This is a genomic window from Gilliamella sp. Pra-s52 (genome assembly GCF_009795805.1).
Classification (GTDB): domain Bacteria; phylum Pseudomonadota; class Gammaproteobacteria; order Enterobacterales; family Orbaceae; genus Gilliamella.
Window position 1 is genome coordinate 1 of the sequence record NZ_WTEY01000016.1, and the last position, 13,314, is coordinate 13,314.

At 37.1% G+C, this 13,314-nt stretch carries 17 protein-coding genes and 1 pseudogene; 15 read left to right on the forward strand and 3 right to left on the reverse strand.

The features are described from left to right. Positions 1-4 precede the first annotated feature (4 nt). Positions 5-181 carry a hypothetical protein gene (locus GQ594_RS10015; RefSeq protein ID WP_160412777.1) on the reverse strand — a complete coding sequence of 59 codons (177 nt, stop codon included), beginning with the start codon at positions 179-181 and terminating at the stop codon, positions 5-7. A gap of 105 nt (positions 182-286) precedes the next feature. Next, entirely contained in the window at positions 287-853 is a 567-nt protein-coding gene (locus tag GQ594_RS10020; RefSeq protein WP_160412780.1) for a DUF3560 domain-containing protein, read from the reverse strand. 129 nt (positions 854-982) lie between these two features. Here GQ594_RS10020 and GQ594_RS10025 point away from each other — a divergent pair, with 129 nt between their 5' ends. From GQ594_RS10025 to GQ594_RS10065, 9 genes are all read left to right on the forward strand, one after another. Continuing rightward, positions 983-1,447 carry a phage neck terminator protein gene (locus GQ594_RS10025; RefSeq protein WP_160416520.1) on the forward strand — a complete coding sequence of 155 codons (465 nt, stop codon included), beginning with the start codon at positions 983-985 and terminating at the stop codon, positions 1,445-1,447. 2 nt (positions 1,448-1,449) lie between these two features. Continuing rightward, on the forward strand, positions 1,450-2,961 hold the full coding sequence (locus GQ594_RS10030; RefSeq protein WP_160412773.1) for a DUF3383 domain-containing protein: 1,512 nt from the start codon (positions 1,450-1,452) through the stop codon (positions 2,959-2,961). Positions 2,962-2,970: 9 nt separating this feature from the next. After that, entirely contained in the window at positions 2,971-3,402 is a 432-nt protein-coding gene (locus GQ594_RS10035) for a phage protein (RefSeq protein WP_065569045.1), read from the forward strand. After that, complete coding sequence (locus GQ594_RS10040; RefSeq protein WP_160412771.1) at positions 3,402-3,818, forward strand: phage tail assembly chaperone; 417 nt, start codon at positions 3,402-3,404, stop codon at positions 3,816-3,818. Before GQ594_RS10035 ends, GQ594_RS10040 begins: the two co-directional genes overlap by 1 nt. 148 nt (positions 3,819-3,966) lie before the next feature. Next, complete coding sequence (locus GQ594_RS10045; RefSeq protein WP_160412769.1) at positions 3,967-5,754, forward strand: hypothetical protein; 1,788 nt, start codon at positions 3,967-3,969, stop codon at positions 5,752-5,754. Next, a complete protein-coding gene (locus tag GQ594_RS10050; RefSeq protein ID WP_160412767.1) occupies positions 5,754-6,488 on the forward strand; it encodes a phage baseplate protein in 735 nt (244 codons plus the stop codon). Before GQ594_RS10045 ends, GQ594_RS10050 begins: the two co-directional genes overlap by 1 nt. A 1-nt stretch (position 6,489) precedes the next feature. Beyond that, positions 6,490-6,831 carry a phage baseplate plug family protein gene (locus GQ594_RS10055; RefSeq protein WP_160412765.1) on the forward strand — a complete coding sequence of 114 codons (342 nt, stop codon included), beginning with the start codon at positions 6,490-6,492 and terminating at the stop codon, positions 6,829-6,831. Further along, positions 6,800-7,624 (forward strand): phage protein, encoded by an 825-nt coding sequence (locus tag GQ594_RS10060; RefSeq protein WP_160412763.1) that lies wholly within the window; start codon positions 6,800-6,802, stop codon positions 7,622-7,624. Before GQ594_RS10055 ends, GQ594_RS10060 begins: the two co-directional genes overlap by 32 nt. A 48-nt stretch (positions 7,625-7,672) precedes the next feature. Then, the gene (locus tag GQ594_RS10065; RefSeq protein ID WP_160412761.1) at positions 7,673-8,377 is read left to right on the forward strand and encodes an OB-fold protein; all 705 of its coding nucleotides are present in this window, start codon (positions 7,673-7,675) and stop codon (positions 8,375-8,377) included. A 17-nt stretch (positions 8,378-8,394) separates the two neighbouring features. Here the strand turns inward: GQ594_RS10065 and GQ594_RS10070 are convergent, their stop codons facing one another. After that, positions 8,395-8,967: a hypothetical protein gene (locus tag GQ594_RS10070; RefSeq protein ID WP_160412759.1), complete on the reverse strand. Its 573-nt coding sequence runs from the start codon at positions 8,965-8,967 to the stop codon at positions 8,395-8,397. 281 nt (positions 8,968-9,248) lie between these two features. On the opposite strand from GQ594_RS10070, the gene GQ594_RS10075 reads away from it, so the two are divergent. From GQ594_RS10075 to GQ594_RS10100, 6 genes and pseudogenes are all read left to right on the forward strand, one after another. Then, positions 9,249-10,097 carry a phage antirepressor N-terminal domain-containing protein gene (locus tag GQ594_RS10075; protein ID WP_160412757.1) on the forward strand — a complete coding sequence of 283 codons (849 nt, stop codon included), beginning with the start codon at positions 9,249-9,251 and terminating at the stop codon, positions 10,095-10,097. Positions 10,098-10,173: 76 nt separating this feature from the next. Beyond that, entirely contained in the window at positions 10,174-10,824 is a 651-nt protein-coding gene (locus GQ594_RS10080; protein WP_160412756.1) for a Gp138 family membrane-puncturing spike protein, read from the forward strand. After that, on the forward strand, positions 10,821-11,186 hold the full coding sequence (locus GQ594_RS10085; RefSeq protein ID WP_160412754.1) for a hypothetical protein: 366 nt from the start codon (positions 10,821-10,823) through the stop codon (positions 11,184-11,186). The genes GQ594_RS10080 and GQ594_RS10085 overlap by 4 nt, the downstream gene beginning before the upstream one ends. Continuing rightward, the gene (locus GQ594_RS10090; RefSeq protein ID WP_160412752.1) at positions 11,167-12,285 is read left to right on the forward strand and encodes a baseplate J/gp47 family protein; all 1,119 of its coding nucleotides are present in this window, start codon (positions 11,167-11,169) and stop codon (positions 12,283-12,285) included. Before GQ594_RS10085 ends, GQ594_RS10090 begins: the two co-directional genes overlap by 20 nt. Then, positions 12,278-12,934: a DUF2612 domain-containing protein gene (locus tag GQ594_RS10095; RefSeq protein WP_160412750.1), complete on the forward strand. Its 657-nt coding sequence runs from the start codon at positions 12,278-12,280 to the stop codon at positions 12,932-12,934. Before GQ594_RS10090 ends, GQ594_RS10095 begins: the two co-directional genes overlap by 8 nt. After that, positions 12,931-13,314, forward strand: a pseudogene (locus GQ594_RS10100) (tail fiber protein); the annotation flags it as partial. The gene GQ594_RS10095 and the pseudogene GQ594_RS10100, both read left to right, overlap by 4 nt.

The following is a 13,314-nucleotide window of genomic DNA, read 5'->3' on the forward strand; positions in this document are numbered from 1 at the left end:
TATTTTAATTAGTTGCCACTTCTAACATCCAACGAATCAGCCCAAATAATCCGCCTAATGTCACAATTAAGACACAAAAAAGGGCATATATTTGCTCGCCCTGATTTAGTTTGTAATTAATATTAAATCGATCTGTTTGATAAACATTACAGCCGACATGGTCAATCGGTATTGTGTTCATGTTCATTCCTCATAATCTTTAATTTCTATCTGCTAATTCTGTAAAAAAGCCCCATTTCTGGGGCAAGCGGATTTGCATGTACTCGTCTTTCCGAGCTGTCAAAATTTATCCCCATAGCTGATTAGCTAATTCGTAAAGCTTTTTAAACTTGTTAGCTTCTTTTTTTGCGTGTTCTAGTGAACCCATGTGAGCACGTGGTATTTTTCCACTTTTAAGGTCTGCGTGATGTTTTTCTGCTTCTTCCAATTTAAATTTATATAATTCTAATGATTCTGGCATTGATATATTGATATCATTTTCACGATCTGCCCAGTATTCGGCTTTTTCTTCGTGTCGTTCTGCTTTTTTTCTAAGCTCAGATGATTTTCTCATTCGCTCCCAGTTTCGCTCAATTAGTGCACAGTGACTTTTTCCGCTATGATGATCTGTTTTTATAGGTTCTCCCAGTGCTAAAAAATCTTTTCCTTCATTAGCTTCTTTCTGTAACTGACAGCTTCGTCCAATAGCGGAGTTAGCCCATTGTGTATATCTGTTAGCTCTTGCTTTCGCTCTCTCTTGTACATTAAATCCGTCAGCACGTATTATTGAATAATAAAAATAACCGTCTTTTTCGAAGATTAAATTATAAACAATGCTTTCATTGTCTTTACCGTATTTCGTGGTAACTTCTATAACATCGCCTTTATTGTGTTTTTCAAATCACTAACGGCGTGCTATTTCATCATCACGGTATGAGATTTAAAGTTATTTCGGAATCAATATGGAGCGATTATGGCTATTACGACTGTCTCGCGACTCGATATGACGGAAGTCAGGCGCACGATAGCGGAGGTTTTGACGTTACCTGAATCGTTGGTATTTGATGCTAACAATATGCAGGACGTTTCAAAACGGGATAAATTTATCACTGTACTAAATGCGTATCAATCGGATATCGGTACTGAGGTTAAATTCAACGGTACTGATGAAGAAGAGATAGCGTCAACTCTCAGAGAGGTTACTATCTCAATCAACGCGTACGGTAAGAATGCGTACGATATGTTGTGCAAGCTCACTGAATCAATGCGATTAACAGCAGTTTGGCAAAAGCTAAGGCGTCTAGGTATGGGATATCTAAAATGCTCGCAAATTCGAAGCTTACCGACAACTATTGCAGGTGGCAAAGAACAGCGTGCACAGGTCGATCTTACATTTTCAATTAATCCGATCGTCAAGGCTCAAGTAAACCGTGGCGATACAGTAAAATTTAATTTAGAGAAGGGGTAATAATGAGTTTACCAATCAGTCAGGTGGTGGATGTAACTCTACCACAATCACCACGGGGCGCACAAAAGCGTGATTTGAGCGTGGTTGCTATTTTCACTCATGAAATGTGCGACGAGTTCACTAATCCAGACACTCGCTACGTCGTTGTATCTGATCCTAACAGTGTAGCGTCATTGTTTGGCACTAATTCAGATGCGTATCGTGCCGCTTCTGCGTTATTTTCAGCGCGACCAAAACCGAAAACTGCGTTAATTGCTAGATACATGAAAGAAAATTTCACATCATCAGCGATTAGTTCAAAAATTAACGGTTCAGCGTTAGCGGTTTCATATATTCAATTTAAAAATATTACGGACGGTTATCTGTCATTTTATTTTGGTGATACAAAAATCGATGTTAAAGAGCTGGATTTTTCGACTGTTTCAAGTATGCAAGATGTGGCAAATGTAGTTAATGCAAAACTAGCTGATATTGGTGTTAAGTTTATTTATGACGCTGTAGGCAGTCGATTTATCTTATCTGCAAACACAGATGGCAAGGGTGCTAATTTTGGTTATGTATTTGATGCGCAATTAGATGGTACATATGTTGGTAATATGACTAATCTAATCGACGGCAGAGGTACGCTAATTAACGGTGAAGATGCGATCACTTACAATAAAGAAACACCTGCTGAGGCATTGAGCAAGTTACAAAACCAATACCAAAATTGGTACGGCGTTTATTTTGCTAATACGATTACTGACGCCGAATTAGTTGAAGCCCACGACTGGGTAGTAGCTCAAGGCGTCGAAAATGCTAAAGTCATGGCGTACACCGAAACCCGACCTGCTAACATTGAATATACTGATAATAACGTACTTAAAACGCTATCAAAACGTAATAGCGGTCGCTTGATGGTCCAGTATAACAACAAGGGCAACACTCATGCAGCAGCCGAGTTAATAGGCATTGCTCTAACAACGGTTTGGACGGGTGTAAACACGGCTAAAACTGTTAAATTCAAGCAAGAAGTTAGTGTCACATCAGACGATAAAATCACTATCAACGAAGCAACAAAATGCAGACGCCTAGGTATTAATTTTTATACTGATTATGCAGGTGTAAACATGCTAGCCGAGGGCGTTATGCTTGGCGGGACGTTTATTGATGAAACGACAGGCTTGGATGCGTTCATTAACGCAGTACAAGTTCAAGCATTTAATACGCTACAAGGTCAACCTACAAAAATCCCTCAAACTGATCGCGGTCAGCAAATTTTAATCAGTTCAATCAAAGTAGTTGGCGAGCAATTTATCAATAACGGATTCTTAGGACTAGGTAAATGGACATTGGGCGACCTTGGCGAGTTATCTTTCGGTGACCAAATTAATGGCTATTATTTTTATTCTGATTCGTTCGGCATGCAAGATACAGCAGATAGAGAGGCTCGCAAGATGATGCCAATCAATTGCGCACTTAAGCTTGCTGGCGCGGGTCATAGCGTCGATATCATTGTTCAATTCAATCGATAAGGATTTTATATGTCTAAATCATTTTCTTTAGAAGATGCCGTCTTGACTATCGACGGCACTGAAATTACTGGCTACGAGAATGCGCAAGATGCTATCAGCATTGCACCAATCGGCGACGACGGTGATATCACGTATGGCATTAACGGCAAGGGTGTTTTTGTTCATTCTTGTAATCGTGGCGCAACTGTTACTATTAAAACGTTACAGCATTCTGAAACTAACCAAAAATTAAATCAGTTACGTAATGCTCAAATTAACAACCCAACAACAGCGACGGGTAAATTAATTACGTACAAAGATTTACGCAACGGTGATGAGTTTTTACTAACGGGGTGCTGGTTTACAACACCCCCAACGCACGCGCGTGGTACAGCTCACAACGGCGTAACGTGGACATTTAAAGCAACTAAAGCAGAGTTTGATATTAAAGGCGGTTTATAATGCAAAGCACAGATTTTACTATTGATGATGTAGTTTATACATTCACACAAGCAGATTTTTTCAAGTCAAATAAATACCTAAAAAAATTAACAGCCTTGCTCCAAGGCTGTTTTTCATTCGAAGGTAATAAATCAGGTTTTGATATTGGTCAACTAGCATCAAATATCGGCTCTGAACAATTTGCCGAAATAGAAAAATTCATTCTTGATTATGTTACTGCTGTCGATGAGAACGGTAAAAAAGTGCTGTTTCAAAAACCGCAAGAAGCAGGTGAGTTTTTTAACACACATCGAAGCCATTACTATCAAGTTATTATCGAGGGTTTAAAATTCCATTTTTTGGGTTTTTTGCCAAATGGGATTGCATCCAAGCTAAGTACAGCCAGCTTGGAGACGGTGGCGGAGACAGTGATGTAGACTGGTTTGTGTGGAGCGTTATCGTAAATAGATACGCAACGCTCCACGAGCTTCGAACCGTGTATTCTCTTGATGATGTTATCGATATGCACAACGTAATAGCTGAAACTAAATTAGCAGAAAAGCAACAGCAAAGTGAGGCGCAATAATGTTTTTAGAAGAATTTTTGATAAAAATCGGCGTTGACGCTTCCAAAGCTGGTGAAATAACGAAAGTTGTTAACAATCTACAAGCTGGTGCAAATCAGCTTGCAGATACAGCTAACGGCATACAAGAAGATGCAAATAAGGCTATTCGAGAGACAAAAAAATCAACAGCCGAAGCAGGTAAAGCAGCAAGTCAAACAAAATCGAAATTATTTTCATTGAAGATGATTTTGGTTGCGTTAGCTGCAACCGCTGTATTGTACGGTAAAAAATTGATCGGCGCTTTTAATAACGCAATCGATAAAGCCAAAGAGTTAGCAACAAAAAAAGGTGCTTTGTTCAAAATCTCACAAAAGGAGCTTAAACAAGCCGAACTTTATAAGCGAGAAATGAGCAAAACTGGACTAGCACTCGATAGCATAAAAACTAAAATTGCATTAAATCTTGCGCCTGCATTGACTAATTTAATTGCTGGATTTCGTAACTGGTTGACAGTTAATAAAGAGTTGATTGCTGATGGAATCACAAAAGTAATTAAATTTGTCGGCATGGCAATTCAGATTGTTGTTAATTTTATTAAATTTATTGACAAGATTGTGTCTGGAACTATTGGTTGGAAAAAAGCGTTAATTGCGCTAGGAATCGCTTGGGCAGTGCTCAATCGGGCATTTTTATTTAGCCCTTTGGGTATAATTCTTGGGTTACTGACCGCTTTAATGCTGTTAATAGATGACCTCATGGTCTACATGAATGGCGGTAAAAGTCTATTCGGTGAATATTGGCAACCATTTATCGATGGTGCTAAAGCCGCTTGGAAATTTGCAAAAACATTCTGGGAATTTCTCAAAGCATTGTGGACTGGCGATACTAAAAAAATAAAATCGTTATCAAAAAGCTTGTTTGATTCGATAGTAAGCGGTTTTAAATCACTGATATCTGGCATCAAGTCGTTACTGTCAAATGCATTCAAGAACATACTGCTGTTTTTTGGCATGTCTGAAAACGAAGCGAGCAAAACAGTAGACAGAGTCGGTAAAATTTTTAACTTTATTATCGACGCGATAACACTACCGTATAGAATGGCATATAAAGCAATCTGTCAAATAATGGACTGGCTCGGTATTGATGCTGGTGATGCTGTTAATTCACTCGGTGAGACATTTAAAGCTCTTTTTGAGTTTTGGACTGCACCTTTTAAAGCTGCTTGGAAGTTCATTAATGACCTGTTTGACATCTGGGAAGATGACACTACAACCACTACCGACAAGATAGGCGAAACATTTTGGGCTATTTTCGATTTTGTTATATCCCCATTTGAAGCCGCTTGGGATTTAGTAAAAAGTCTGTTTAAAGTGTGGGTCGGAGATGTCGGCGATACTACTAAAAAATTTGGCGAAGCGTTTTTAAAGGTTCATGAGTCAATCACAGCACCATTTAAACAAGCAATGGACTGGATAAAAGATAAATTTTATGGATTTATTGATTCAGTTAAAAGCAAAGTGAAGGGGGCTTTATCGTGGATTGGGCTAGGTGGTGACGATGATGAGATAGAAGTCACAGCTAAGCGATTAACTAACACGAACATACAAGCAAAGCTAAGCACAGACGGAGCTAAAGCAGGAAGCCTTATGCCAGCAAACAAAAACATCAATAATAACAATGCAGTAACTATCAATAACACGATGAACGTTACAACACCTCAAGAGGGTTTTGATAACTTGAATAGCATTTCTAATAATGCTGCGAGACGTATAAACGATAATATACAAACAGCACTAGGATCTAACTAATGTTTCAATCTATATTAAATAAATCATCAAATAATTTCGGGTTAATTATCAGTGATAATTTCACGTTTAATCTTGATATTAACACTGTTGAGCAACACACATCAAAATTAAGAGTGACGGAAAACCCGATCGAAAACGGGGCTAATATTGCGGATCACGCAGTGTTGGACCCTAAAGAAGTGACAGTGTACGGTTTGGTTGTTAGCTATGAGCCGAAAGCTAATTCAATTGAGCGGATGACGGGCTATAATTTTGATGAATACCCTGCGCCAATGAAAATTAGCCCAATCACTGAACAAGCGGAAAAAATGATTCAGCGTTATTACGCCTCGCAGAACGAGACAAAAGAGAAAGTAAAAAACCAAGTTGTAGCTGATTTTTTACTTGACTACCAATCTCCATTTTTAAATAGCTCATCATCCGATCGCATTGCTGATGCTCATGAAAAATTGTTAGCAATACAGCGAAGTGGTGAGCCTGTAACGCTACAAACCAACACTCGGCAGTATAAAAACATGATACTTACATCCGTTGGTCTTACTCAAAAGCAAAACACCAGTGGTGAGTTTGTATTAACGTTTCGCGAAATTTTCATAGTTGAAACGCAAATCGCTAACGGCTTTAAAATGTCTAAGCCGAAAGTTAGAAATCTAGGTAAAACTCAACCGAAAGAGGTTGATCAAGAGTCAGTTTTGAGAACTGGAAAGGGAATATTTACTGGTAGGAGAACATAAAATGCACATTATACAGACAACGAATGACGATATATTAGAGCAGACGCTAAATTTATATGATATGAATTTGCGATTAACATTGCGTTACAACAAATTCTTGAAAGGCTATCAATTTGATTTATTTGATATTGATAAAAATGAGTTTATTGTGAAAAACAAAGGTTTAGTCGTTAATAGCCCATCATTAATTGAGTTTAATTTACCATTTGTGTTAGTGCTGGAAGATAAGTCAGGGCTTGAAATTAATGCCACATCAAAAGACGATTTTAATAATCGTATGCAATTATTGGCAATGACAAAGGACGAATATCGTGAGGCAATTCGGGCGAGTTCTAGAACTTAAAATTGGTAATCGCAAAGAAAGTATTGTTATCAATAATTTACGTGTCGCTTTTTCGATTAAAAAAACGTTAACTTCTGAACCAAACACTGCCGAAATATCAGTTTATAATCTCAATGATTCAAATCGCAATCTTATTACTAGCAAACAATATCATTTTTTAGAATTATCAGTCTGCTATAAAGAAGGTGTTTTGCGTTTGATATTCTGCGGTGATATTTTGACTGTAGAAAATAAACTGACAGGGAAGGACATCATCACAACAATGCGTTGCGGTGATGGACACCGAGCCTATACCGAAAAAACCATTATTAAAACAATGCAAAAAGGGCAAAAAGATAGTGACTTTCTAAACGAAGCAGTAAGTAGTTTTGGTGTTCAAAAAGGTGCTATTAATTTACCAAACGACAGAGTTTTGCCGCGTGGTAAAGTGCTCATGTGCGATACGCGCGAAGCCATGCATAAAATCGCTATTAATAATAATGCTGATTGGTCTATACAAGATGATCAGCTAGTTGTTATCCCTAAAAATAAAGCCCTCGCTAATAACGAGGGTTGGGTCATTTCTAGAAACACGGGAATGATTGGAAGTCCTAAAAAAAGCAACGACGGACTGGAAATCACAACGCTATGCAATCCTCATTATAGAATTGGTTCGCTTGTTCGTGTTGAGTCAAAGCTTTCGGAGTACAACGGCGATTACAAAGTAAAATCAATTGAGCATAACGGCGACTTATACGGCACTAACTGGCACAGTAAATTGGTTTGTACAGGTGGAAAGTTTGAAAAAGTATGATTAATTTGTTATTTTGTTTTTCATTTATTCGATGAATGGGAATAACACATGAAAAAAATAATTGCTATCTCTCTGTTAACGTTGATCGGTTTTAATGCGTCAGCAAATGATAATTCCAAAAGGCTTATTGAACTCTTGATTAAAGATGATATATCAGTTTTTAAGAAAGGAGGCAGTGCAATATTAAGTGAATATATACCATCCGTTAATGCATCACAATTAATTAGTGAATACAGTAACAATCAGTATAAATATGAAAAAGCATACGACAAGCAATTGGTGAACATCAAAACAGTTGCTTCTGGCGTAAAAACAGATTTATCAGGCGATCCATACATTGTTGCGAATGGTAAAAATCAATTTGAATACGTGTCTCTTGAGCTAAAAAACAAAGACGATGCGATGAATATCAATAAAGGTAATAAAATTGATATGATCTGCGTTGGCACAAAAAATAATGTTATGTTTCCAACATTAAAAAATTGCGTAACTACCGATAGTTATTTTCAAAAATTCCTTGAAACAACGATGAAAAGTATAAATAAATTAGAAAAGGATGATAAGCCTGACAGTGGTTTTGAAGCATTTTATTTAGGGCTTTGGGAGTTCGATATTAACAACCCTGGTACACTAGATAAATATAAAACCGCATCTGAATTATCAAAAAGCAAGTCAGATTTTGATAAAGTTTTGGCTTTAGCTGAAAGCAAAGCAACAGACGAGGTAAAAAACTTTACAATGCCAAAACCATAAAAAAGCCCGAAAGGGCTTTATTCAATCTTGATGTCAGCAAGAAGCTGACCTCTATAATAATCACAAGTGCAATTTTGATTAATTAATGCTACGTAATCGGTATCGGCAGATATAATTTTTTTATCCATAGAAATACACCAATCGCAGTCTCTAGCATCACCCACATTTAAGACTTTGAGGCTCTTTATTTTTAACTCTTTGATTTTTTCTAATTCTTGATTCAAGCTGACTTTATTTCTAGCTGAATATACTAAATTTAGAATTATATTTTTGGGGTTGCTTTCATTATCAAGCGCATCATTAGTTAAAACGCTAATAATTTTTTTATGAATCTTCATTCTCGAATTAAGGTTTAATGATTTCTTTTCCTCAAGAGTTAAAAACTCATCACCAAAATTTGGAGAAGATAATAAATTAAATTCTTTAATTAAAGTTGGTTTGCAATCTTCTTTTATTTGAGCGCAACGAGATATTTCGAGCGTAAGCATTTCTTCTAAGCTAGTTGATTGAGTTATTGCAGCGCTTGGCTTTTTGGTGGTCGTTGTTGATTTTTCCTTGTTTAATCCAAATAATTTTTTTAAAAACTTCATAAAAGTATTGATTATAGTTGATCGTTTTTTGACTATAGCACAACTAACTTGACTGTAAACAGATTTTAAGTTAAATTCTAAAAAGGTGCTCAAAACACCAAAGCGACGAGCGGTAACCGCACCCGACAGAAATGCGGCTTTTTTATATCCAGATTTTATGATCGGGAGTGCGACTAATATAACACCTTTAGAGGGAATACGTCCGCTGACTCGTTGCAGTTTTGAGCTCCCGATCGCCCACTCAAAATGGGTCTAATAATAAAAATCAACGAGGATATAGCATGTCAAACACAAAATTAGAAACAATTCAGTTTCACAATCAACAATTAATCGTTCTTAATCACCAAAATAAGCCCTATATTGCAATGAAACCCGTATGTGAAAATATCGGGTTAGATTGGCACGCTCAACTAAACAGAATCAATCGCCACCATGTTTTAAGCAAAGGTGTCGTCATGATAGCGACCCCCACAAAAGGCGGTGTACAAAAGTACGTTTGTCTACCAATTTCGATGATCAACGGTTGGCTTTTTGGTATTGAAACTAGTCGAGTAAAACCAGAAATCAGGGCAACACTTGAACAATATCAATTAGAATGTTTCGATGTACTTTATAATCACTTTATGCCAAAAGTAGCGCAACAATTCCCTAATACGATTTCGCCCGAACAACAGCAACAAATCCAACAGGCAGTCAACGAGCGAGTTTATCGAACAGGTGAACGACATCAAGCGGTTTATTCAAAGTTTCATCAACAATTTAAAATCCCACGTTATCAGGATTTACCTGCCAGTAAGTTTGATGAGGCGATTAAGTGGCTTGGTGGTGTGCATTCTCGAAGTGGGTTGTCTGATGAAGATTGGTATAAATTAGCTCGGTTATATTGTATTGTTCACAGAATGCACTACTTTATCAGTTTGATTAGTCCTGCGCTTGATTCTATAGCATCAAAATATGCCGAAAATTTTCACTCAATGTCATTTCATTATGAGCGTGAAATTAAGAATGCGAGACTAATTATTGAACGAGAAACAATACATATTCAGCCGAAAAATATTATTGATGATTGGAATAGAGTATTGCCAATTATTCGACACAACCAATTAAAAATCGGTCAGGAAAAATATTGATTTTATTGAATTTATTTTTAATTCCAAATATACGAACAAACCACCTTCGGGTGGTTTTTTTATGCTCGGAGAAAAGATGACAGATTCACTATTTGAAGCGGTTGAAAATCAAATAAAGCGCGCTCAATCGAATATATACACTGCGCTACCAGCCAAGGTTATTTCATTTGACGGTCATACAGTTAGCTGTCAGGTAATGGTTAATCGAGTAATGTCAAACGGGCAAGAAATAACAATACCTCCTTTAGTAGATGTCCCCGCCCAATTTCCTCACGCTGGTGGTTTTTGCGTTACAGTGCCGATAAAAACAGGCGATGAGGGGCTTGTTATCTTTTCGAGTCGTTGTATAGATGGCTGGTTTGCATCAGGTAATGCATCAAAACCGTTGGACAATCGAATTAACGACCTCAGCGATGGCTTTTTTATAGTTGGTTGCAATAGCGTGCCTAATAAGATTCCTGATTTTTATCATGACGGTGTGTCAATGCAAACCGATGACGGATCAACACATATTAGACTAACAAACGGAACAATCTATATAAAGGGCAATATTGAGCACGAGGGTAATACTGAGCAAATCGGTAGCTACAATCAAACAGGCGGAAATACAACAAGCACAGGGGTTATCACTGCCGAAGATGTTAAGACAAATAAAGGCATTGATTTAAATACGCACACGCATACAGATGTAAAAAGCGGAAATGACAAAACAGGAGCACCGACATGATAGTTAGAGGCTTAGATAATAATCACGATTGGACGTTTGGACATGGTTTAGGTAACTATTTAGATAGTTCTGAGGCGATAGCGCAATGTGTGAAAACCAAATTATTAGCACTAAAAAGAGATTGGTTTTTAAATCGTGATGACGGTATAGCATGGTTTGATTATCTAACTAAAAACCCAAACACGAAACAGCTAGAAATTGATGTAAAAGCGGAAATTTTTAAGGTTGATGGTGTGATCAATATCGATAGTTTCGATATTTTGTTAGATAGCGATACTCGACAATTTCTAATACAGATTAGTTATACAGATAAATTTAACAAAACCAACGAGGCATCATTCAATGTTACAGATAACAGATAAAGGCGTCGAAATTGACGACTTATACACTATTCAAAATCGATTGGTTAGCGCATTTAAATCTATTTACGGTGAGAATGTCAATCTTGACAGTGATACGCCCGACGGTCAATTATTGGGTTTATTCTCTCAAGAGCTTGCAAACATTCATCAAGCTGTTTCGTTTATCGTTCAGATGTTGGACCCATACCAAGCAACTGGGCATTGGTTAGAACAGAGAGCCATGTACGCAGGGATAACACGAATCACAGCATCTTATTCTTATATTGATGAGGTTATTTTCACTGGCTCACCAAAAACTACAATACCGAACAATTCTATTTATATAGACAAGAACAAAAATAAATGGGTAACGACAGAATCGATAACATTAAATGATCTGGGTAGTGCACGTGTTAAATTAAGATCGCTAGAACTGGGTAATTACACTGTTAACGCACTTGATGAGTTTGAGCCAAGTACGATTATCATCGGCGTTGATAAAGTCACGGCAAATACGAAAAGCTACGGCGGTGTTGATGAAGAAACTGACGCGCAATTATTGAAGCGCTTCATGCTGTCCCATTCAATTAATAACTACGATGATCGCCAAGGAATCCAATCTGCACTAATGAATATAACTGGTGTGACTAAATGTGTTGTATATGAAAATTACACGAATAAAACCGATGAAAAAGGCGTGCCTGCTCACTCATTTAACGCAGTTATTCTTGGTGGTGCTGATGAAAAAATAGCAGAAGTGATCACTAAGAAAAAGATTGGTGGGTGTGGGTTATTTGGTCAGATTGAAACGTCTTATCTGTTAGATGATATACCTCGTAGAGTCTACTTTGACAGACCAAAAAAAATTGATGTTAACGTCTCAATGACAATTGGTCGTTATAAATCGTTTAACGATATCAATACCGAGCAAATCAAAAGCAATCTTAAAAATCTTGATTTTGAAATTGGCGAGAATGTTTATGCATCGCGTATTATTTCGAGCATTAATTTAGTTGACGGATTTTATATTAAACAACTCACTGTTAATGGCTCAAATATAGCAAATATCGATTATCGAGAATATGCACAGATAAATAATGTCGAGGTGCTAATTGAATAGGGAAAACTTCATTATTTGGCAATATCGTACTAAACCCAAGGCATTGGGTACGATTAGAGCAATCTACAAAGAAACCGATAACACGTTTAAAAATGTTGTTCAATTAGCAGATATTCTGAATATTGACGATGCGACGGGCTATGCGTTGGACCTAGTTGGTCGTCATGTCGGTGTATCAAGAATTTTACCAACAGCAATAGCGAAAGAGTATTTCGGATGGTTAAAGGATAAAACAGCATTATCGTTCGGTATCGGTGAATTTTATCGACACGGCGACGCATTACACGCATCAGTTGTTTTAAATGACAATGACTATCGTTTTTTTATCAAAGCGCGCATAACAAAAAATTACCAAATTGGCGAAATATCAAATATTGTCAGATCAATTAAATTCATGATCGGCGATCACGGAAATATCATTGATGCGCAAGATATGACGATGAACGTTTTAGTAAATAGCGATCAGCTTAATTCATTAACGCTATATGCAATAACAAAAATGGATATTTTGGTCCGACCCATCGGAGTTATGTATCGCTATTTAGTTTTAGTCAATAACGAGCCATTCGGCTTTGCGCACGATAAACATTCATATGGGTTTAATAAAGGTACTTTTGTACGTCTTCAAGAAATAGGAATTAATTCATGAAAATTCAAGAAAAACCAGATTATTTAATTTTTGCCGAATCTGCGAAAAAAGGGGAAGTTAGTGCTTTTCCAGACATAAGTCGGGGATGGGGGATAACAATCGAGCAAACAGGCTCAAAACCACCGATGGAATGGATGAACGGCGCATTTAATCGTGTTGATAAAAATATGCTGTATTTATTACAGCAAGGAGTGCCGGAGTGGTGCGAAACCGTCAAATATCCAGCCAACGCAATTATCAAATATAATGGCGTTTTGTACACCGCGATCGCTGAAAATGATAACTCAAACCCAGCGACAAGCACTACAAAATGGAAAAAAACACAAGAAAAAATTGCAAATGCAAGCACATCACAAATCGGTGTAGTAAAACTTAGTTCA

Coding starts and splice junctions, on each gene's coding strand:
- GQ594_RS10015 (WP_160412777.1), bottom strand. CDS start 181: ATGAACACAATACCGATTGACCATGTCGGCTGTAATGTTTATCAAACA.
- GQ594_RS10080 (WP_160412756.1), top strand. CDS start 10,174: ATGACAGATTCACTATTTGAAGCGGTTGAAAATCAAATAAAGCGCGCT.
- GQ594_RS10085 (WP_160412754.1), top strand. CDS start 10,821: ATGATAGTTAGAGGCTTAGATAATAATCACGATTGGACGTTTGGACAT.
- GQ594_RS10035 (WP_065569045.1), top strand. CDS start 2,971: ATGTCTAAATCATTTTCTTTAGAAGATGCCGTCTTGACTATCGACGGC.
- GQ594_RS10040 (WP_160412771.1), top strand. CDS start 3,402: ATGCAAAGCACAGATTTTACTATTGATGATGTAGTTTATACATTCACA.
- GQ594_RS10065 (WP_160412761.1), top strand. CDS start 7,673: ATGAAAAAAATAATTGCTATCTCTCTGTTAACGTTGATCGGTTTTAAT.
- GQ594_RS10025 (WP_160416520.1), top strand. CDS start 983: ATGACGGAAGTCAGGCGCACGATAGCGGAGGTTTTGACGTTACCTGAA.
- GQ594_RS10075 (WP_160412757.1), top strand. CDS start 9,249: ATGTCAAACACAAAATTAGAAACAATTCAGTTTCACAATCAACAATTA.
- GQ594_RS10050 (WP_160412767.1), top strand. CDS start 5,754: ATGTTTCAATCTATATTAAATAAATCATCAAATAATTTCGGGTTAATT.
- GQ594_RS10090 (WP_160412752.1), top strand. CDS start 11,167: ATGTTACAGATAACAGATAAAGGCGTCGAAATTGACGACTTATACACT.
- GQ594_RS10045 (WP_160412769.1), top strand. CDS start 3,967: ATGTTTTTAGAAGAATTTTTGATAAAAATCGGCGTTGACGCTTCCAAA.
- GQ594_RS10030 (WP_160412773.1), top strand. CDS start 1,450: ATGAGTTTACCAATCAGTCAGGTGGTGGATGTAACTCTACCACAATCA.
- GQ594_RS10055 (WP_160412765.1), top strand. CDS start 6,490: ATGCACATTATACAGACAACGAATGACGATATATTAGAGCAGACGCTA.
- GQ594_RS10070 (WP_160412759.1), bottom strand. CDS start 8,967: ATGAAGTTTTTAAAAAAATTATTTGGATTAAACAAGGAAAAATCAACA.